20 protein-coding genes are annotated in these 18,571 nt (G+C 66.6%); 9 read left to right on the forward strand and 11 right to left on the reverse strand.

What is annotated here, in order from left to right; genetic code table 11:
- Positions 1-2: 2 nt before the first annotated feature.
- The 10 genes from O4G76_RS12755 to O4G76_RS12800 form a co-directional block, all read right to left on the reverse strand.
- Positions 3-389, reverse strand: a complete 387-nt coding sequence (locus O4G76_RS12755; protein WP_269397693.1) for an MAPEG family protein — start codon at positions 387-389, stop codon at positions 3-5.
- A gap of 83 nt (positions 390-472) precedes the next feature.
- Positions 473-715 carry a hypothetical protein gene (locus tag O4G76_RS12760; RefSeq protein ID WP_269397694.1) on the reverse strand — a complete coding sequence of 81 codons (243 nt, stop codon included), beginning with the start codon at positions 713-715 and terminating at the stop codon, positions 473-475.
- Positions 716-772: 57 nt separating this feature from the next.
- The gene (gene odhB, locus O4G76_RS12765; RefSeq protein ID WP_269397695.1) at positions 773-2,017 is read right to left on the reverse strand and encodes a 2-oxoglutarate dehydrogenase complex dihydrolipoyllysine-residue succinyltransferase; all 1,245 of its coding nucleotides are present in this window, start codon (positions 2,015-2,017) and stop codon (positions 773-775) included.
- 2 nt (positions 2,018-2,019) lie between these two features.
- Positions 2,020-4,983: a 2-oxoglutarate dehydrogenase E1 component gene (locus O4G76_RS12770; RefSeq protein WP_269397696.1), complete on the reverse strand. Its 2,964-nt coding sequence runs from the start codon at positions 4,981-4,983 to the stop codon at positions 2,020-2,022.
- 110 nt (positions 4,984-5,093) lie between these two features.
- On the reverse strand, positions 5,094-5,975 hold the full coding sequence (sucD, locus tag O4G76_RS12775) for a succinate--CoA ligase subunit alpha (RefSeq protein WP_085896804.1): 882 nt from the start codon (positions 5,973-5,975) through the stop codon (positions 5,094-5,096).
- Between the two features lie 5 nt (positions 5,976-5,980).
- Positions 5,981-7,174, reverse strand: coding sequence for an ADP-forming succinate--CoA ligase subunit beta (sucC, locus tag O4G76_RS12780; RefSeq protein ID WP_085896805.1), 1,194 nt, complete (start codon positions 7,172-7,174; stop codon positions 5,981-5,983).
- A gap of 321 nt (positions 7,175-7,495) precedes the next feature.
- Positions 7,496-8,341 carry a putative nucleotide-diphospho-sugar transferase gene (locus O4G76_RS12785; RefSeq protein ID WP_269397697.1) on the reverse strand — a complete coding sequence of 282 codons (846 nt, stop codon included), beginning with the start codon at positions 8,339-8,341 and terminating at the stop codon, positions 7,496-7,498.
- A 57-nt stretch (positions 8,342-8,398) separates the two neighbouring features.
- On the reverse strand, positions 8,399-9,361 hold the full coding sequence (mdh, locus tag O4G76_RS12790; protein WP_085896807.1) for a malate dehydrogenase: 963 nt from the start codon (positions 9,359-9,361) through the stop codon (positions 8,399-8,401).
- A 160-nt stretch (positions 9,362-9,521) separates the two neighbouring features.
- Entirely contained in the window at positions 9,522-10,754 is a 1,233-nt protein-coding gene (locus O4G76_RS12795; RefSeq protein ID WP_269397698.1) for a PRC-barrel domain-containing protein, read from the reverse strand.
- A gap of 183 nt (positions 10,755-10,937) precedes the next feature.
- Positions 10,938-11,243: a hypothetical protein gene (locus O4G76_RS12800; protein ID WP_269397699.1), complete on the reverse strand. Its 306-nt coding sequence runs from the start codon at positions 11,241-11,243 to the stop codon at positions 10,938-10,940.
- A 141-nt stretch (positions 11,244-11,384) separates the two neighbouring features.
- On the opposite strand from O4G76_RS12800, the gene O4G76_RS12805 reads away from it, so the two are divergent.
- The 9 genes from O4G76_RS12805 to O4G76_RS12845 all read left to right on the forward strand — a co-directional run bounded on the left by O4G76_RS12805 (position 11,385) and on the right by O4G76_RS12845 (position 17,820).
- Positions 11,385-12,224 (forward strand): CoA ester lyase, encoded by an 840-nt coding sequence (locus O4G76_RS12805; RefSeq protein ID WP_269397700.1) that lies wholly within the window; start codon positions 11,385-11,387, stop codon positions 12,222-12,224.
- Positions 12,221-12,772 carry an NnrU family protein gene (locus O4G76_RS12810; protein WP_269397701.1) on the forward strand — a complete coding sequence of 184 codons (552 nt, stop codon included), beginning with the start codon at positions 12,221-12,223 and terminating at the stop codon, positions 12,770-12,772. Before O4G76_RS12805 ends, O4G76_RS12810 begins: the two co-directional genes overlap by 4 nt.
- Positions 12,769-12,972, forward strand: coding sequence for a DUF1737 domain-containing protein (locus O4G76_RS12815; RefSeq protein WP_269397702.1), 204 nt, complete (start codon positions 12,769-12,771; stop codon positions 12,970-12,972). The genes O4G76_RS12810 and O4G76_RS12815 overlap by 4 nt, the downstream gene beginning before the upstream one ends.
- Positions 12,973-13,261: 289 nt before the next feature.
- Positions 13,262-13,645 carry a succinate dehydrogenase, cytochrome b556 subunit gene (gene sdhC, locus O4G76_RS12820; protein ID WP_269397703.1) on the forward strand — a complete coding sequence of 128 codons (384 nt, stop codon included), beginning with the start codon at positions 13,262-13,264 and terminating at the stop codon, positions 13,643-13,645.
- 11 nt (positions 13,646-13,656) lie between these two features.
- Entirely contained in the window at positions 13,657-14,028 is a 372-nt protein-coding gene (gene sdhD, locus O4G76_RS12825; RefSeq protein ID WP_269397704.1) for a succinate dehydrogenase, hydrophobic membrane anchor protein, read from the forward strand.
- A 13-nt stretch (positions 14,029-14,041) separates the two neighbouring features.
- Positions 14,042-15,847, forward strand: a complete 1,806-nt coding sequence (sdhA, locus tag O4G76_RS12830; protein ID WP_269397705.1) for a succinate dehydrogenase flavoprotein subunit — start codon at positions 14,042-14,044, stop codon at positions 15,845-15,847.
- Entirely contained in the window at positions 15,847-16,134 is a 288-nt protein-coding gene (locus tag O4G76_RS12835; RefSeq protein WP_269397706.1) for a hypothetical protein, read from the forward strand. Before sdhA ends, O4G76_RS12835 begins: the two co-directional genes overlap by 1 nt.
- Before the next feature lie 64 nt (positions 16,135-16,198).
- On the forward strand, positions 16,199-16,978 hold the full coding sequence (locus O4G76_RS12840) for a succinate dehydrogenase iron-sulfur subunit (RefSeq protein ID WP_085896817.1): 780 nt from the start codon (positions 16,199-16,201) through the stop codon (positions 16,976-16,978).
- Complete coding sequence (locus tag O4G76_RS12845) at positions 16,975-17,820, forward strand: DUF1989 domain-containing protein (protein WP_269397707.1); 846 nt, start codon at positions 16,975-16,977, stop codon at positions 17,818-17,820. The genes O4G76_RS12840 and O4G76_RS12845 overlap by 4 nt, the downstream gene beginning before the upstream one ends.
- Here the strand turns inward: O4G76_RS12845 and deoD are convergent.
- Positions 17,817-18,521 carry a purine-nucleoside phosphorylase gene (deoD, locus tag O4G76_RS12850; protein WP_269397708.1) on the reverse strand — a complete coding sequence of 235 codons (705 nt, stop codon included), beginning with the start codon at positions 18,519-18,521 and terminating at the stop codon, positions 17,817-17,819. The two genes, O4G76_RS12845 and deoD, sit on opposite strands and share 4 nt — an antisense overlap.
- Positions 18,522-18,571: the final 50 nt, after the last annotated feature.

Below are 18,571 nucleotides of genomic sequence, written 5' to 3' on the forward strand. Positions count from 1 at the left end.
CGTTAGAGGGCGGCGGCGTAGAGATAGAGCGTCGCGAAGAAGCCCAGACCCCAGACGGCGGTGCGCGCCCAGGGAATGCCGGCCGGGTAGAGCAGCGCATAGGCCAGCCGTGCGATCAGGAAGACCTGCGCCGCCAGCAGCGTGCCGCCGCCAAAGCCCTCGCGCACCGCCAGGATCAGCACGGCGGGCGCGAAGAGCGTCATCGCGGTGACCGAGTTGGCGACGCAGCGCTCCATCCGCCCGGCCACGCCGGTCAGCCGGGGCATGTCGTCGCGCGGTCGCGCCAGCATCGGCAGGCCGACCTGCGATATGGCGTAGAGCACCTGCACGAGGATCAGCGCGAGCACCAGAAGCCCGTAGATTGCCAAGATATTGAGTTCGCTGGACATGAAACCCCTCCCACAACCGATCTGCACGCGGCGAGTGTAACACGATCGCGTGCGGCAAGTGCTCGGAAGAGGCAGGGGCCATGTCAGGCGGTCTCGAGAAAGGTGCAGGTCATCGCGCCGCCAAAGCCCTGCTCCTTGGCGATCCACGCCTCGGCGCGCTTGCGGTCGTTGACCTCGAACAGCACCAGCACGGTGGAGCCGTGATCGGCGTCGCGCCAGATCTGCAGCTGGCTCAGGCCGGCCTGCATCCGCTCTTCGTAATCATCGTCGAAGGCGGCCTTCCATGAGGCGAAATCGGGGGTGTCGATCTGACAGAGCATCTGCATGGCACGGGCCTTCGTTGTAGAATGGGGCCGGGCTCAACGCCCGGCCCCCTCACATGTTCACAGATCCATCAACAGCCGGCGCGGATCCTCGAGCGCTTCCTTGACGCGCACGAGGAAGGTCACGGCGCCCTTGCCGTCGACGATGCGGTGATCGTAGCTCAGCGCCAGATACATCATCGGCCGGATCTCGACCTTGCCGTTGATCGCCATCGGGCGGTCCTGGATCTTGTGCATGCCGAGGATGCCCGACTGCGGCGGGTTCAGGATCGGCGAGGACATCAGCGAGCCGTAGACGCCACCGTTGGAGATGGTGAAGGAACCGCCCTGCATGTCGGCCATGCTGAGCTTGCCGTCGCGCGCCTTCACGCCCATCTCGGCGATCGACTTCTCGATCTCGGCAAAGCCCATGCTGTCGGCGTTGCGGATCACCGGCACCACGAGGCCGGTGGGGGTGCCCACCGCGATGCCCATGTGGACGTAGTTCTTGTAGACCACGTGATCGCCGTCGATCTCGGCGTTGACGTCCGGGACCTCCTTGAGCGCGTGCACGCAGGCCTTGGTGAAGAAGGACATGAAGCCGAGCTTCACGCCGTGCTTCTTCTCGAACAGCGCCTTGTACTCGTTGCGCAGCTCCATCACCGCGGTCATGTCCACCTCGTTGTAGGTGGTCAGCATCGCGGCGGTGTTCTGCGCCTCCTTGAGGCGGCGGGCGATGGTCTGGCGCAGACGGGTCATCTTGACCCGCTCCTCGCGGTCGGCGTCGTCCGACGACACCGGGCCGCGCGCGGCGGGTTTGGAGGTTTCGGCGGGCTTGGGCGCGTTGAGCGCCTTCAGCACGTCTTCCTTCATCACCCGGCCATCCTTGCCGGTGCCCTTGACGTCGCCTTCCTTGAGGTCGTTCTCGGCCATCAGCTTCTTGGCCGAGGGCGCGTCCTCGGTGTCACCCTTGGCTTCGCCCTTCTCCGCGGGCTCGCCCTTGGGGTCGCCCGAGACATTGGTCGCCGCCTGCTGCTCCTTGGGGCCATCCTCGGCCGGCGCCTCGGGCTCGGACTTGGCGGGCGCGTCGCCCTCGCTCACCTGGGCGAGCAGCGCGTCGACGCCGACGGTGTCGCCTTCGGCCGCGACGATCTCCGACAGCGTGCCGGCGACGGGCGAGGGCACCTCGACCGTGACCTTGTCGGTTTCCAGCTCGCACAGCATCTCGTCCACCGCGACGGCGTCGCCCGGCTTCTTGAACCAGGTGGCGACGGTCGCCTCGGTGACGCTTTCGCCCAGGGTGGGGACGCGGACTTCGGTGCTCATTCTCAGTTTCCTTCGATGCTCAGCGCTTCGTTCACCAGCGCTTGCTGTTGGGTCTTGTGCTGGCTGGCGAGGCCGGTCGCGGGCGAGGCGCTCGCATGGCGGCCGACATAGGTGGGGCGCTTATGCGCGGCGTCGATCCGGCTCAGCACCCATTCGATGTTGGGCTCGATGAAGTTCCAGGCGCCCTGGTTCTTGGGCTCTTCCTGGCACCAGACCATCTCGGCGCCCTTGAACCGCTCCAGCTCCTTCACGAGGCTCAACGCCGGGAAGGGATAGAACTGCTCGATCCGCATCAGGTAGACATCGTCCAGCCCGCGCGCGTCGCGCTCTTCCAGAAGGTCGTAATAGACCTTGCCCGAGCACATTACGACGCGCTTGATCTCGCTGTCGGGCTTGAGCTGGGTGTCGCTGTGGCCCTTCTCGGCGTCGTCCCACAGCACGCGGTGGAAGGACGAACCGGTGGTGAAATCCTCCGCGTCCGAGATCGCCATCTTGTGGCGCAGCAGCGATTTCGGCGTCATCAGCACCAGCGGCTTGCGGAAGGTGCGGTGCAGCTGCCGGCGCAGGATGTGGAAGTAGTTCGCCGGGGTCGAGCAGTTGGCGACGATCCAGTTGTCCTGGCCGCACATCTGCAGGAACCGCTCGAGCCGCGCCGAGGAGTGCTCGGGGCCCTGGCCCTCGTAGCCATGCGGCAGCAGCATCACGAGGCCCGACATGCGCAGCCACTTCGATTCACCCGAGGAGATGAACTGGTCGAACATGATCTGCGCGCCGTTGGCGAAATCGCCGAACTGCGCTTCCCACATCACCAGCGCGTTGGGCTCGGCCAGCGTGTAGCCGTATTCGAAACCCAGCACCGCGTATTCGGAGAGCATCGAGTCGATGACCTCGTAACGCGCCTGTCCGTCGCGGATGTTGTTGAGCGGGTAGTAGCGCTCCTCGTTCTCCTGGTTGATGAAGGCCGAGTGGCGCTGCGAGAAGGTGCCGCGGGTGCTGTCCTGGCCCGAGAGCCGGACCGGGTAGCCCTCGGTCAGCAGCGAGCCGAAGGCCAGCGCCTCGGCCGTGGCCCAGTCGAAGCCCTTGCCGGTCTCGAACATCTGCCCCTTGGCGTCGAGCAGGCGCGAGACGGTGCGGTGCAACGGGAAGCCCTCGGGCGCGCGGGTGATGGCGCGGCCGATCTCGGTCATCGTCTTCTCGTCGATCGCGGTCTGGCCGCGCTGGTAGCTTTCGTGGTCGCGCCGGTCGAGATGGCTCCAGCGCCCGTCGAGCCAGTCGGCCTTGTTCGGGCGGTAGGTCTTGCCGGCCTCGAACTCCTCGCCCAGCATCGCCTGGAACTGCGCCTTCATGTCCTCGATCTCGCCCTCGGGGATCAGCCCGTCGCGGACGAGCCGCTCGGTATAGAGCGTGAGCGTGGTCTTCTGGTTCTTGATCTTCTTGTACATCACCGGGTTGGTGAACATGGGCTCGTCGCCCTCGTTGTGACCGAAGCGGCGGTAGCAGAAGATGTCGATGACGACGTCCTTGTGGAACTTCTGCCGGAACTCGGTCGCCACCTTGGCGGCGTGCACCACGGCCTCCGGGTCGTCGCCGTTGACGTGGAAGATCGGCGCCTCGACCATCAGCGCAATGTCGGTGGGGTAGGGCGAGGAGCGCGAGAAATGCGGCGCGGTGGTGAAGCCGATCTGGTTGTTCACGACGATGTGGATCGTGCCGCCGGTGCGGTGACCGACGAGGCCCGACAGGCCGAAGCCCTCGGCCACGACGCCCTGTCCCGCGAAGGCCGCGTCGCCATGCAGCAGGATCGGGATCACCTGGGTGCGGTCGGTGTCGCCGAGCTGGCTCTGCTTGGCGCGCGCTTTGCCGAGCACCACCGGGTTCACCGCTTCGAGGTGGGAGGGGTTCGCGGTCAGCGACAGGTGCACCTTGTTGCCGTCGAACTCGCGGTCCGAGGAGGCGCCGAGGTGGTACTTCACGTCGCCCGATCCATCGACCTCCTCGGGCTTGAAGCTGCCGCCCTGGAATTCGTGGAAGATCGCCCGGTAGGGTTTCTGCATGACGTTGGCGAGCACCGAGAGGCGACCGCGATGCGGCATGCCGATCACGATGTCCTTCACGCCGAGCTGGCCGCCGCGCTTGATGATCTGCTCCATCGCCGGGATCAGCGCCTCGCCGCCGTCGAGGCCGAAGCGCTTGGTGCCCATGTACTTGACATGCAGGAATTTCTCGAAGCCCTCGGCCTCGACCAGCTTGTTCAGGATCGCCTTGCGGCCTTCCTTGGTGAACTGGATCTCCTTGCCGTAGCCCTCGATCCGCTCCTTGAGCCAAGCCGACTGCTCGGGATCGGAGATGTGCATGTATTGCAGCGCGAAGGTGCCGCAATAGGTGCGCTTCACCAGCGCCAGGATCTCGTTCATCGTCGCGATCTCGAGGCCGAGCACGTTGTCGATGAAGATCGGCCGGTCCATGTCGGCCTTGGTGAAACCGTAATTCGCGGGGTCCAGCTCGGGATGCGGCGTCTGCTCGCGCAGGCCCAGCGGATCGAGATCGGCGGCGAGATGGCCGCGGATCCGGTAGGCGCGGATGATCATCAGCGCACGGATGCTGTCGAGCACGGCGGCGCGCAGCTGCTGCTCGGACAGGCCCACGCCCTTCTCGGCGGCCTTGGCGGCAATCTTGTCGCGCGCGCCCTTGGCTTCGGCAGGCGCGGCCCACTGCCCGTCGAGCGCGGCCGTCAGGTCGTCATTGGGCTGCATCGGCCAATCGGCGCGGGCCCAGGACGGGCCGGCGGCCTCGGCGCGGGCATCCGAGCCGCTGTCGCCGAGGCTGCGGAAGAACTCCTGCCAGGCCTCGTCGACGCTCGACGGGTTCTCGGCATAGCGCGCGTGAAGCTGTTCGATGTAGTCGGCGTTCGTGCCCTGCAGGAAGGAAGAGGCGTGGAACACGTCGTTGGGGCTTTGCTCGGTCATGGCAGGATCCTTGATCCTCGGGGCAAAAACTGGGGATGCGCCGGGCCCAGATAGGGCGCGCGGCGCGGATGTCATGCGAAGGGGGCGGCGCGGCCCCCTTCGCGAGGGGTTCAGCCGATCGCCTTGAGCACGGCTTCGCCGAGCGAGGCGGGGCTGTCGGCGACCACGATCCCGGCGGATTTCATCGCCTCGATCTTGCTCTCCGCGTCGCCCTGGCCGCCCGAGACGATCGCGCCCGCGTGGCCCATGCGGCGGCCCGGAGGGGCGGTGCGCCCGGCGATGAAGCCGGCGGTCGGCTTCCAGCGGCCGCGCTTCTTCTCGTCGGCCAGGAACTGCGCCGCCTCTTCCTCGGCGGTGCCGCCGATCTCGCCGATCATGATGATCGACTGGGTCTCGTCATCGGCGAGGAACATCTCGAGGATGTCGATATGCTCCGAGCCCTTGATCGGGTCGCCGCCGATGCCCACGGCCGTCGACTGGCCGAGGCCCGAATCCGAGGTCTGCTTGACCGCCTCGTAGGTCAGCGTGCCCGAGCGGGACACGACGCCCACCGAGCCGCGCTTGTGGATGTGGCCGGGCATGATGCCGATCTTGCAGGCGTCGGGCGTGATGACACCGGGGCAGTTCGGCCCGATCAGCCGGGTCTTGGAGTTCAGAAGCGCCCGCTTGACCTTCATCATGTCGAGCACCGGGATGCCCTCGGTGATGCAGATCACCAGCTCCATCTCGGCGTCGATCGCCTCCATGATGCTGTCGGCCGCGAAGGGCGGCGGCACGTAGATGACGCTCGCATTGGCTTCGGTCTTGGCCTTGGCCTCGTGCACGCTGTCGAACACGGGCAGGTCGAGATGGGTCTGGCCGCCCTTGCCCGGGGTGACGCCGCCGACCATCTTGGTGCCGTAGGCGATCGCCTGCTCGGTGTGGAACGTGCCCTGCGAGCCGGTCAGGCCCTGACAGATGACCTTGGTGTTTTCGTCGACGAGAATCGCCATTGCTGTTACCCCTTCACCGCTTTGACGATCTTCTCGGCGGCGTCGGACAGGTTGTCCGCCGCGATCACGTCGAGACCGGAATTGTTGATGATCTCCTTGCCCTGATCGACATTCGTCCCTTCGAGACGCACGACCAGCGGCACCTGCAGACCGACTTCCTTGACCGCCGCGATCACGCCCTCGGCGATGACGTCGCAGCGCATGATGCCGCCGAAGATGTTGACCAGGATGCCTTTGACGTTCTGGTCGGAGGTGATGATCTTGAAGGCCTCGGTGACCTTCTCCTTGGTCGCGCCGCCGCCCACGTCGAGGAAGTTGGCCGGTTCCGCGCCCTTGAGCTTGATGATGTCCATCGTCGCCATGGCGAGGCCCGCGCCGTTCACCATGCAGCCGATCTCGCCGTCGAGCGCGATGTAGTTCAGGTCGTATTTCGAGGCGGCCAGCTCCTTGCTGTCCTCCTCGGTCTCGTCGCGCAGCGCGGCGATGTCGTCGTGGCGGTAGATCGCGTTGCCGTCGAAGCCCATCTTGGCGTCGAGGCATTTCAGGTCGCCCTTGTCGGTGACGATCAGCGGGTTGATCTCCAGCATCTCCATGTCCTTCTCGACGAAGAGACGATAGAGCGTGTCCATCAGCTTGACGCACTGCTTGACCTGCTGGCCCTTGAGGCCGAGGGCAAAGGCGATGCGGCGGCCGTGATAGGGCTGGTAGCCGGTGGCCGGATCGACCGAGAAGCTCAGGATCTTCTCGGGCGTCTTCTCGGCGACCTCCTCGATATCCATGCCGCCCTCGGTCGAGCAGACGAAGGAGATGCGCGAGGTGGCGCGATCGACCAGCAGCGCGAGATAGAGTTCGGTCTCGATCTCAGAGCCGTCCTCGATGTAGATGCGGTTGACCTGCTTGCCCGCCGGGCCGGTCTGGTGCGTGACCAGCGTGCGGCCGAGCATCTTCTTGGCTTCCTCGGCCGCCTCCTCGACGGAGCGGGCCAGGCGGACGCCGCCCTTCTCGCCGGCATCGGCCTCCTTGAAGCTGCCCTTGCCGCGGCCGCCTGCGTGGATCTGCGCCTTCACCACCCAAAGCGGGCCGTCGAGTTCGCCAGCCGCGGTTTTCGCCTCTTCGGCGCGCATGACGGGTCGCCCGTCCGAGACGGGCGCGCCGTAGCTGCGCAGAAGGGCCTTGGCCTGATATTCGTGGATGTTCATGGACCGGTCCTCGGTTGCCGTGATTTGGCCCCTTGAACCATATCGAAACCTACAAAAGAACCGGTTTGTCGGATCGCGGCCCATAAATGCGACCAACGTGATCACAAGAAAAAATCATGTGATCACGTTTGGAACGGGCATGATCGTTATGTTCAGGGTGCGTCTTCGCACCGGCAAAAACCCGCCTGCGCAATATCCGAAAAGAACCTGCAGGAGAGGTCATTGGGCCTCCTCTGCCGGCAGAAGATTCGGAGTCCCGCCGATACAGGCTACATCTGTGCGCGCTTCGAAAGGTGACCAGCAGTCTCCGTATCGGATCGTTCAGATGACCCGGCGCTTGAGGTTGCCCAGAAAGCTGCGCCAGCCCGTACGGTGCGGCGTCGGCGCGACCGGCGTGCCACCGGTGACCGGGGCGTAGTGGGTCAGCGTCTGGTCGTTGTCGAGGAACTCCGCCAGCTTGGCGATCTGCGGCGGGGCCAGAACCTCATCCGCCGAAAAGGGGCGGAGCGGATCGCCTGCGGGCTTCTGGTGCAGCTTGGGTTCGTGAAGCAGGCGCGGCGCCGTGTAGCCGTTGCCGTTCAGCATGAAGGGGCGGAAGAACATGACGTTGTATTCCACCGGCAGCACATGCAGCCGAAGGTCGCCCTCGTAGAGCAGCACCCGCAGCGCCGGTTGATCGAATTTCTGGGTGCCGTCATGCACCATGGCATGCCAGTCCTCGAGAAAGCGGTCGGTCGCGGGGTTGCGCCGGATCGCCATCACACCGCCATTCATCTGCGGAAAGGCTGGCGGCACCGGATGGCCCGGATACTGTTCGCGGTTTCGGTAGTCGTTGCGCCGCTGACTCGCCGTCACGGCGACGTCGAAGCGGTCGAGAATGTCGAATACGTCGTCGAGCGGCGCCAGCGTGACGATGTCGGCATCGAGATAGATGGTCCGCGCGAATCTCGATCGCTGCAGGGATTCCATCTTGGGGCGGCGGGACACCTGTTCGAGAAGGTGAACCCTGTCGAAGACCTCGTCTTCGAGGGGCGCATCGGTGAAGAGGTCGATCTTCGCCGAGGGCATGACCCCCCTGAGGTTGCGCGCCGCGCGCCGGGCGAGGGTGACGTAGTCCTTGCCGGTCACCGCGAAAACGAAACCGCGGTCGAGGTCTTGATCCGTCATCTGCGCCGGGGTCCTTGCTGGGACGGGCCCGGTATGGCCCGCCCCGAAGGCCTACGATCAGGCGAGGCTCTGATCAATGCCCTTGCAGGCGTCGACGAGGCCCTTCACCGCATCGACGGATTTGTCGAACATCGCCTGCTCGTCGCGGTTCATCTTGATGTCGATGATCCGCTCGACGCCGCCGGCGCCGATCACCGTCGGCACGCCGACATACATGCCGTTCAGGCCCAGCGCGCCATCGACATAGGCGGCGCAGGGCAGCACGCGCTTCTGGTCCTTGAGATAGGCCTCGGCCATCTCGATCGCGCTGGTCGCCGGGGCGTAGAAGGCCGAGCCGGTCTTCAGCAGGCCGACGATCTCGGCACCGCCGTCGCGGGTGCGCTGGATGATCGCGTCGAGCTTTTCCTGGGTGGTCCAGCCCATCTGCACCAGGTCGGGCAGGGGGATGCCGCCGACGGTGGAGTAGCGCGCCAGCGGCACCATCGTGTCGCCATGGCCGCCCAGCACGAAGGCGGTGACGTCGCGCATCGAGACGTTGAACTCGAGGCTCAGGAAGTGGCGGAAGCGGGCGCTGTCGAGTACGCCGGCCATGCCGCAGACCTTCTCATGCGGCAGGCCCGAGAATTCGCGCAACGCCCAGACCATCGCGTCGAGCGGGTTGGTGATGCAGATGACGAAGGCGTCGGGGGCGTGCTTGGCGATGCCCTCGCCCACCGATTTCATGACCTTGAGGTTGATGCCGAGCAGGTCGTCGCGGCTCATGCCGGGCTTGCGCGGCACACCGGCGGTGACGATGCACACATCGGCGCCGGCGATGTCGGCATAGTCGTTGGTGCCCTTGAGGACGGCGTCGAAGCCCTCGGCCGGACCGGATTCGGCGATATCCAGCGCCTTGCCCTGGGGAGTGCCTTCCGCGATGTCGAACAGCACGACATCGCCGAGTTCCTTGATCGCGGCGAGATGGGCGAGCGTGCCGCCGATCTGACCGGCGCCGATGAGGGCGATCTTGGGTCTGGCCATGAATGGCTCCTGTCGAGAATGTGTTTGCGAGGCTTTGCCTAAGCCGCGCGGAACGCTCTTGCAAGGCTGACGGGCCCGGCGGGGGCCGAGGCGCCGGATGTTTGCGCAAACGCAAATGGCCGCCCCGGAGGGCGGCCATCTCGTCAGGCAGGGAAAGACCTTACTGCGCGGCGGGCGCGGTTTCGGTTTCCACTTCCATCTCGGTTTCGGTCTCCATGCCGGCATCCATCGCCGCCTCTTCGGGCGCCTCATAGGCCGGCAGCGCCTTCAGTTCGTCCTCGGTGGCGCTGATATAGACACGGATGTCCGAGCCGTCTTCGTTGGTCAGGATCTGCAGATCCTCGAAGTTCACGGCGACCTTCTTCTCGCCGATGCCGAGGAAGCCGCCGACGCCGATCACGGCCTCGGTGATCTCGCCGCTGTCGGAAGCCACGAGGTCCTCGATCTCGCCGATATTGTCGTCATCGGCGCCGTAGACGGTGGCACCGTTCAGCTCGTCGGTGCTGAGATCGCTGACGGCCGCGGTGGTGTAGCCTTCACGATCGACCATGCCGGTGGCACCGGCCACCGGGGCGGTCTCGGTCATCTCGGCTTCGCCCTCGGCCATCTCGGTCTCGACCTCGGTCTCCATGGCCTCCATCTCGGCTTCGCCCTCGGCCATCTCGGTCTCGACCTCGGCTTCCATGGCCTCCATCTCGGCCTCGCCCTCGGCCATCTCGGTCTCGACCTCGGTCTCCATGGCCTCCATCTCGGCTTCGCCTTCGGCCATCTCGGTCTCGACCTCGGCTTCCATGGTCTCCATCTCGGCCTCACCCTCGACCATCTCGGTCTCGGCTTCGGCTTCGGTTTCCATTTCGGCTTCGCCCTCGGCCATGGTGGCCGTGGCGGCCGCCGTCGCGGCGGCGGCATCGGTCTGCTCGACCATGCCCGGCTCGGCGGCCTCGCCCTCGGTCATCGCGGTCTCTTCGGCGGTCGCGCGCTCGAAGGCCGGGGCGGCCTCGAGAGCCTCCTGGCTGGAGTTGATCACGAGGAACCGCTCGCCGTTCTCGTCATCATAGGTGCGGATCTGATCCATGGTGAGGGCGACGTCCTTCTCGCCGATCCCGAGGAAACCGCCGACGCCGACGATCACCGCCTGCACCGAACCGTCTTCGGAGATGATCAGGTCGTTGATCTCGCCGATGTCGTCCCACTGCTGTTCAGTGAAGTTGATCGGGTCGCCATTCTCGCCAAGCTCCTGCTCGGAGGAGTAGACGCGCATTCCCATCAGGTTGGAGGCGTAGAAGTCGTCTGCCGAGACTTCGTAGCTCCCCATGCCCATCGCATGCGATTCGGCGTAGGCGGTCGTCCCCATGACGAGCGCGGTCGCCGCAGTGGTCAGAAGAATTTTCATCGTTCCAGAACCTTTCGTCCTTCCGGGTTCCGCGCCGATCCGGTTCGGATGCGCTACCCGTCACGAAGGTTGAACACGTGGTGTGGACACGGGTTGCATGGCTGGAACGAATTTTTTTCACTCTGGGCGCGGGTGGCTGAAACCGGCGCAACCCCGAGGGCAAAACAAGCTGTTTTCAGCCACTCAGGCCTCGGGATCCGTCAGGGTGGGGTGCTCTTCGAGCGGCTCGTATGCCTGCCCTGCCGCCAGAAGGCAGCTTTGCCCGTCGGCGCGGGTCACCAGCAGCGTCCAGCTGCCCGTGTCGTCCGAGGCGAAAACCTCGACCACCTGATTCGCACCGTCGAGCGCGATGGCCTTCCGGCTCTCTCCGTAGCGTTCCGCCAGCTGCGCCACGATCGCGTCATGCGCACCGCAGCGTGGCATCGCGGCCGCAGGAAGAACGAGCGCGCAGAGCGGCAGCGAGAATAGCATCGTCCGGATCGGGTCCATGGGTGTCTCCTCGGTATCGGGCAGCCTTTCGGTCACCGGACAGCCTGCCGCCTTCCGGCGAAAATGCCGTTAACGGTGCCCCCGTTGCGCCCGGGGTCGCGGCGCTGCACTCTCCGGGTGGTCCATTCCAGGAGGCCTGCCTTGCCGATCCGCTCCCTTCTCTACGTGCCCGCCTCGAATGCCCGCGCGCTGGAAAAATCGCGCTCCCTGACATGCGACGGCTTGATCATCGATCTCGAGGATGCGGTCGCGCCGCAGGCGAAGGCGGCCGCGCGTGCGGCGCTGCCCGCCGCTCTGGAGGGGGGCGGGAGCCGTAACCGGCTGCGGCTGGTGCGGATCAACGCGCTGTCGACCCCTTGGGGCCAAGACGATCTCGTCGCGCTGGGCGGTCTCGGCTGTGACGGGGTTGCGGTACCCAAGGTCTCCGACCCTGCCGATCTCGACGCTGTGGCCGCGAGCTGCGATCTGCCGCTATGGGCGATGATCGAGACGGCGCGCGGGGTGCTGTCGGCGCCCGCGATCTGCGGGCATCCCCGCCTCGCCGGGGTGATCATGGGGACCAACGATCTCGCGCGCGAACTGGGCGCGAGATCGCGCGCCGATCGGATGCCGCTCTGGACCGCGCTGCAGGGCGTGCTGCTCGCGGCGCGTGCCGCCGGGGTGCCGGCGATCGACGGCGTGTGCAACGCGCTCGACGAGCCCGAGCGCTTCGCCGCCGAATGCACGCAGGGGCGCGACATGGGCTTCGATGGCAAGAGCCTGATCCACCCGGCCCAGATCGCCGCCGCCAACGCGGCCTTCGCGCCGAGCGCCGAGGAGATCGACCTGGCGCGGCGCCGCATCGCGGGCTTCGAGGCCGCGCAGGCGGCAGGGCAGGGGGTGGCGGTGGTCGATGGCGAGATCGTCGAGGCGCTGCACGTGGAAACCGCCCGCAGGACCTTGGCGCTCGCCGAGCGGATCGCAGCGGGAGCGGACGCATGACGGCGCTTGTCCTCGGGCTTGCGCTGTGGAGCGCGGCGCATCTGATGCCGCGCCTCGCGCCCGGGCTGCATGCCCGGCTGGGCGGCTCCGCGCGCGGGGTCGTGGCGGGGCTGGTGTTGCTCGGGCTGCTGTTGATGATCTTCGGATACGGCGCCTGGGACGCGGCCCATCACCACGCGCCCGCCTCGTGGACGCGCCACCTCAACAACCTGATGATGCTGGTCGCCGTCTATCTCTTCGCCGCCTCGGGGCTGAAGACCCGCGCCGCCACCGCGCTGCGCCATCCACAGCTTCTCGCGGTGACGCTCTGGGCGGGGGCGCATCTGCTGGCCAATGGCGACTGGGCCTCCTTCGTGCTGTTCGGAGGGCTCGGGCTCTGGGCCGTGACCGAGATGGCGCTGCTCGACGCCCGCGCGCCCGTCCCGCAATTCGCGCCTTCCACCACGGCGCGCGAGGTGCGGGCCGTGATCGGCGGGGTGGTGGTTTTCATCCTGATCGGGCTGGTGCATGGCTGGATCGGACCCAACCCATTCGGAGCCATTTCATGAAGATCTACCGCTTTCTCACCGGGGACGACACCTCGGCCTTCTGCCACAAGGTGACCGAGGCCCTGTCGAAGGGCTGGGAACTCTATGGCGAGCCCAGCTACGCCTATGACGCCGCCAATGGCGTGATGCGCTGCGGGCAGGCCGTCACCAAGGAGGCGGATGTCGACTATTCCACGGATCTCAAGCTCGGCCAACTCTGAGCCGGCCTCGAGCCCGCCCCGGGACGAGGCGGATCGCCGCAGAGGCTGGGCAGGGGAATCGCGGCCTCTAAATGAGGCGCATGTCGGTCATTCGCAGCGCAACCCGCATGGAAGATCCCGTGATCACAGTCTTGAGGACTGTGATCACGGCCGGCATTTTCCCGCCTGATTTGCCGAATTTCCCACGGGTTTCAGCGAAGGCATGGGTGACAGACGGCCCAAAATCGCTAGGGATAAGCCAGCCGGGGCCGCCCGAGGGCCGGCCCGCACGCCAGATAAGGACGACGCCATGGCCGACGTGAACCGGGGCAACCGCCCGCTTTCGCCCCATATGACGATCTACAGATGGCCGATCACCGCGATCACCTCGATCCTGACCCGGATCACCGGCAACGCGATGATCGTCGCCGCCGCCTTGATCGTCTGGTGGTTCGCCGCCGCCGCTGCCGGGCCCGAAAGCTTTGCCACCGCCGACGGTTTCCTGCGCAGTTGGTTCGGCGATCTGGTGCTGTTCTTCTCGGTTCTCGGCCTGTGGTACCACACGCTCGCGGGCATCCGGCACCTGATCTGGGACGAGGTGAAGATGCTCGAGATCGACAAGGCCGAGCTGCTGAGCCAGATCATCCTGATCGTCTCGGTCCTGCTGACCATCTTCACCGTCGTCGTTCTCTGAAGGGGCACCCAATGGCTTATCTGACCGATCGCAAGCGCGCGCACGGCCTCGGGGCGTCGCATTCCGGAACCCGGCAGCACTGGCGCATGAGCATGTCCTCGGTGGCGCTGGCGCTGCTGATCCCGCTCTTCGTCTTCACCTTCGGCGCCGTGCTGGGCGGCACCTATGAAGAGGTGGTGATCTACTACCAGCGGCCGATCCCGGCGGCGATCGCCGTCCTGACCTTCCTCGTCGGCTTCTGGCACTTCCGGGCCGGCGCCCAGATCATGATCGAGGATTACGCGCAGGGCCTGACCCGCAAGGCGCTGATCATCGGCGTGACCTGTCTTTCCTATGCTCTGGCCGCGATCGGCGTTCTCGCCCTGATCCGCCTCGCCCTCTGATCGGAGACCCCTGATGGCAGCCTACGAATACGAGACCCACGAATACGACGTGGTGGTGGTCGGCGCCGGCGGCGCGGGCCTGCGTGCCACGCTCGGCATGGCCGAGCAGGGCCTGCGCACCGCCTGCATCTCCAAGGTCTTTCCGACCCGCTCGCATACCGTCGCGGCGCAGGGCGGCATCGCCGCCAGCTTGGGCAACATGGGCCCCGACAGCTGGCAGTGGCACATGTACGACACGGTGAAGGGCTCCGACTGGCTCGGCGACACCGATGCCATGGAGTACCTCGCCCGCGAGGCCCCGAAGGCGGTCTACGAGCTGGAGCATTACGGCGTGCCCTTCTCGCGCACCGAGGAGGGCCGGATCTACCAGCGCCCCTTCGGCGGCCACACCACCGAGTTCGGCGAGGGCCCGCCGGTGCAGCGCACCTGTGCCGCCGCCGACCGGACCGGCCACGCGATCCTGCACACGCTCTACGGTCAAAGCCTCAAGCAGAAGGCCGAGTTCTACATCGAGTATTTCGCCATCGACCTGCTGATGGACGATGACGGCACCTGCCGTGGCGTTCTGGCGTGGAAGCTTGATGACGGCACGATGCATGTCTTCGCCGCCAAGACCGTGGTTCTGGCCACCGGCGGCTATGGCCGCGCCTATTTCTCCGCCACCTCGGCGCATACCTGCACCGGCGATGGCGGCGGCATGGTGGCGCGGGCCGGGCTGCCGCTGCAGGACATGGAGTTCGTGCAGTTCCACCCGACCGGCATCTACGGCGCGGGCTGCCTGATCACCGAAGGCGCGCGTGGCGAGGGCGGCTACCTCACCAACTCCGAGGGCGAGCGCTTCATGGAGCGCTACGCGCCGACCTACAAGGATCTCGCCTCTCGCGACGTGGTCTCGCGCTGCATGACCATGGAGATCCGCGAAGGCCGGGGCGTCGGCAAGGATGGCGACCACATCCATCTGCACCTCAACCACCTGCCGCCCGAGACCCTGGCCGAGCGTCTGCCCGGCATCTCGGAATCGGCGCGGATTTTCGCCGGCGTGGATCTCACCAAGGAGCCGATCCCGGTGCTGCCGACCGTGCATTACAACATGGGCGGCATCCCCACGAACTACTGGGGCGAGGTGCTGAACCCGACGGCCGAGAACCCCGACGCGGTGACCCCGGGTCTGATGGCGGTGGGCGAGGCGGGCTGCGCCAGCGTGCATGGCGCCAACCGGCTCGGCTCCAACTCGCTGATCGACCTCGTGGTGTTCGGCCGCGCCGCGGCGATCCGGGCGCGCGAGGTGGTCGATCCCGCGACCTCCGTGAAGGCCCCGGCCAAGGCGTCGATCGAGAAGGCCTTCGACCGCTTCGACGGTCTACGCCACGCCAAGGGCGGCGTGCCGACGGCCGAGCTGCGGCTTGAGATGCAGCGCAACATGCAGGCCGACGCGGCGGTGTTCCGCACCGACAAGACCCTCGCAGAAGGCATGCAGAAGATGCAGGCCACGGCGGCGAAGATGGACGACATCCATGTTACCGACCGCAGCCTCGTGTGGAACTCGGACCTGATGGAGACGCTGGAGCTGGCCAACCTGATGCCGAACGCGCTGGCCACCATCACCGCCGCCGAGGCACGCAAGGAAAGCCGCGGCGCCCATGCGCACGAGGATTATCCCGACCGCGACGACGAGAACTGGCGCAAGCACTCCCTCGCCTGGATCGAGGGCAACACCGCGCGGCTCGACTATCGCCCGGTGCATCTCGATCCGCTGACCAAGGCCGAAGAGGGTGGTATCGATCTCAAGAAGATCGCGCCCAAGGCGCGGGTCTACTGATGCGCGCGGCGCTCTTCCTGGCGCTGCCGCTGCTGGCCGGGGCCTGTACGCAGGCCCCGCTCTCGCCACTCGACGCGGCGCGGGTCTGCGAGGAGCGCGCGCGCGCCGCGCAGGGCCCCACCGGCAGCGTCAGCGTCGGCGCCAGCTCGCGCAGCGGCCTGTCCTCGGGCATCTCGATCGGGGTGACCGACGACTACCTGCGCGGTCGTGACCCCTACGCGGTCTACGAGGATTGCGTCGTGGCCCGCAGCGGTCAGGCGCCGGTGCGGCCGCCGCGCCTCAGATGATCCAGATCCATGCGACGACGACCGGGGGCACGACCCCCGGCGCTTTCCCCAAGGAGACCTGACCATGGTCCAGCTCACCCTTCCGAAGAACAGCCGCATCACCCATGGCAAGACCTGGCCCAAGCCCGAGGGCGCGACCAACTTGCGCAAGGTGCAGATCTATCGCTGGAACCCCGATGACGGGAAGAACCCGCGCGTCGATACCTATTTCGTCGATGTCGACAGCTGCGGACCGATGATTCTCGACGCCCTGATCAAGATTAAGAGCGAGATCGACCCGACCCTGACCTTCCGCCGCTCCTGCCGCGAGGGGATCTGCGGCTCCTGCGCGATGAACATCGACGGAATCAACACGCTGGCCTGCACCTATGGCCTCGACGAGGTGAAGGGCGACATCAAGATCTACCCGTTGCCGCACATGCCGGTGGTCAAGGACCTGATCCCCGACCTGACCCATTTCTACGCCCAGCACGCGAGCATCAAGCCGTGGCTGGAGACCGAGACCAACACCCCGGCCAAGGAATGGCGCCAGTCGATCGAGGACCGCAAGAAGCTCGACGGGCTCTACGAGTGCATCATGTGCGCGTCGTGCTCGACGGCTTGCCCCTCTTACTGGTGGAACGGCGATCGCTATCTCGGGCCGGCGGCGCTGCTGCATGCCTATCGCTGGATCGTCGACAGCCGCGACGAGGCCACGGGCGAGCGGCTCGACGATCTCGAGGACGAGTTCAAGCTCTACCGCTGCCACACCATCATGAACTGCGCCAAGACCTGCCCCAAGGGGCTGAACCCCGCGAAGGCGATCCAGTCTATCAAGCACATGATGGTCGAGCGCGCCGTATGACGCAGCGGCCGCCCGACGCCGATGCGCGCCGGGCGGCGTCCCCGGTTCTCGTCTATCCTGACGGGAGCCTGAGTCCGCCGCCGATGCACCTCTACGCCCGCGCCGCCGCGACGGCGCGGCCGGTGTCGGAGGTGATCGTGCCGCCGCGCGACGCGGCCGCGATCGAGGTCCCGGCGGGTTCGATCCTGCGGCTGGGCTGCCCGGAGGGGCCCCAGGTGGGGGATCTGAACCTCTTCGCCCGCGGCGGCCTCTGCGAGCGCTTTTTCTCCGGCAAGACCCGCGCCCTGCACGGCACCCATGTGAGTACCGGCGACCGGCTCTGGTCCTGCTTCCCGTATCTGCGCCCGATGGCCACGATCATCGCCGACAGCCTCGATTGGTACGGCATCGACGCCGATGGCGCCTCGGTGCATGACGTGATCGGCACGCGCTGCGATCCCTATACGCAACACCTGCTCTCGGGTGAGGATTACGACCGCTGCTGCCACTCCAATCTGACCCGCGCCTTGGCGACGCATGCGGGGCTGTCGCTGGCCGAAGCGGAGCGCCATGTGCATGATGTGCTGAACGTCTTCATGTGCACCGGCTTCACCCGCAATACCGGGCGCTATTTCATGAAGGCGAGCCCGGTCAGGGCGGGGGACCACCTCGACCTCTTTGCCGAGATCGATCTGCTGGCGGTGATGAGCGCCTGCCCGGGCGGTGATTGCGGGGCCGGGCATTCGAGCGACCGCGCAGCCTGCTACCCGCTCTCCATGACCGTGCTACAGCCGGAGCCGGGTGTGCTGAGCGGGTGGGAGAGCCCGCCGCGCAACGGCTATGCGGGCGGGCACGGGGCCTAGGTGAAGGCCGCCTCCAACGCGATCTCGACCATGTCGCCGAAGCTCTGTTCGCGTTCGATCGCCGGCAGGTCCTCGCCGGTGACGAGATGGTCCGAGACGGTCAGCACGGCGAGGGCGCGACGCCCGTGGCGCGCGGCGAGGGTGTAGAGTTCCGCCGCCTCCATCTCGACCGCGAGGATGCCGTGCCGCACCATCTGCTCGTGCAGGTCGGGGCGCTCGTCATAGAAGGTGTCCGAGGAATAGATCCCGCCCACATGCACCGGCGTGCCGCGACGCGCGGCCGCGTCATGCGCCGCGCGCAGCAGCGCGTAATCGGCATGCGGCGCGTAATGAATTTCGCGCAGCATCGCGCGCGACGGATTTCCGACGCTGGAGGCGGTCATCGCGAGCACCACGTCGCGAACCGCGATATCCGCCTGCATCGCGCCGCAGGAGCCGATGCGAATGAGCGTCCGGGCGTCGTATTCCCGGATCAGCTCGTTCGCATAGATCGAAAGGGAGGGCATTCCCATGCCCGACCCTTGAATCGTGACCTCGTTTCCGCGCCATTTCCCGGTAAAGCCGAGCATGCCGCGAACCTCGTTGATGCAGCGCGGCGCATCGAGAAAGCGCTCCGCGGCCCATTTGGCGCGCAGCGGATCGCCCGGCATCAACACGGTCGATGCGATGTCCCCCGGTTCCGCTCCGATATGCGTGCTCATATGCGCCTCGCTCATTACGATGGGTCAGGCCGGGTCCTGCGACCCGGCGT

This window comes from Limimaricola sp. G21655-S1 (assembly GCF_027213785.1).
Lineage (GTDB): Bacteria > Pseudomonadota > Alphaproteobacteria > Rhodobacterales > Rhodobacteraceae > Limimaricola.

Bases quoted from the DNA above. Each gene is read 5' to 3' on its own strand.
- odhB (WP_269397695.1), bottom strand. From the start codon at position 2,017: ATGAGCACCGAAGTCCGCGTCCCCACCCTGGGCGAAAGCGTCACCGAG.
- O4G76_RS12815 (WP_269397702.1), top strand. From the start codon at position 12,769: ATGAAGATCTACCGCTTTCTCACCGGGGACGACACCTCGGCCTTCTGC.
- O4G76_RS12845 (WP_269397707.1), top strand. From the start codon at position 16,975: ATGACGCAGCGGCCGCCCGACGCCGATGCGCGCCGGGCGGCGTCCCCG.
- sucD (WP_085896804.1), bottom strand. From the start codon at position 5,975: ATGGCGATTCTCGTCGACGAAAACACCAAGGTCATCTGTCAGGGCCTG.
- O4G76_RS12760 (WP_269397694.1), bottom strand. From the start codon at position 715: ATGCAGATGCTCTGTCAGATCGACACCCCCGATTTCGCCTCATGGAAG.
- deoD (WP_269397708.1), bottom strand. From the start codon at position 18,521: ATGAGCACGCATATCGGAGCGGAACCGGGGGACATCGCATCGACCGTG.
- mdh (WP_085896807.1), bottom strand. From the start codon at position 9,361: ATGGCCAGACCCAAGATCGCCCTCATCGGCGCCGGTCAGATCGGCGGC.
- O4G76_RS12795 (WP_269397698.1), bottom strand. From the start codon at position 10,754: ATGAAAATTCTTCTGACCACTGCGGCGACCGCGCTCGTCATGGGGACG.
- O4G76_RS12755 (WP_269397693.1), bottom strand. From the start codon at position 389: ATGTCCAGCGAACTCAATATCTTGGCAATCTACGGGCTTCTGGTGCTC.
- O4G76_RS12785 (WP_269397697.1), bottom strand. From the start codon at position 8,341: ATGACGGATCAAGACCTCGACCGCGGTTTCGTTTTCGCGGTGACCGGC.
- sdhA (WP_269397705.1), top strand. From the start codon at position 14,042: ATGGCAGCCTACGAATACGAGACCCACGAATACGACGTGGTGGTGGTC.
- sdhD (WP_269397704.1), top strand. From the start codon at position 13,657: ATGGCTTATCTGACCGATCGCAAGCGCGCGCACGGCCTCGGGGCGTCG.
- O4G76_RS12800 (WP_269397699.1), bottom strand. From the start codon at position 11,243: ATGGACCCGATCCGGACGATGCTATTCTCGCTGCCGCTCTGCGCGCTC.
- O4G76_RS12835 (WP_269397706.1), top strand. From the start codon at position 15,847: ATGCGCGCGGCGCTCTTCCTGGCGCTGCCGCTGCTGGCCGGGGCCTGT.
- sucC (WP_085896805.1), bottom strand. From the start codon at position 7,174: ATGAACATCCACGAATATCAGGCCAAGGCCCTTCTGCGCAGCTACGGC.
- O4G76_RS12770 (WP_269397696.1), bottom strand. From the start codon at position 4,983: ATGACCGAGCAAAGCCCCAACGACGTGTTCCACGCCTCTTCCTTCCTG.
- O4G76_RS12810 (WP_269397701.1), top strand. From the start codon at position 12,221: ATGACGGCGCTTGTCCTCGGGCTTGCGCTGTGGAGCGCGGCGCATCTG.
- sdhC (WP_269397703.1), top strand. From the start codon at position 13,262: ATGGCCGACGTGAACCGGGGCAACCGCCCGCTTTCGCCCCATATGACG.
- O4G76_RS12840 (WP_085896817.1), top strand. From the start codon at position 16,199: ATGGTCCAGCTCACCCTTCCGAAGAACAGCCGCATCACCCATGGCAAG.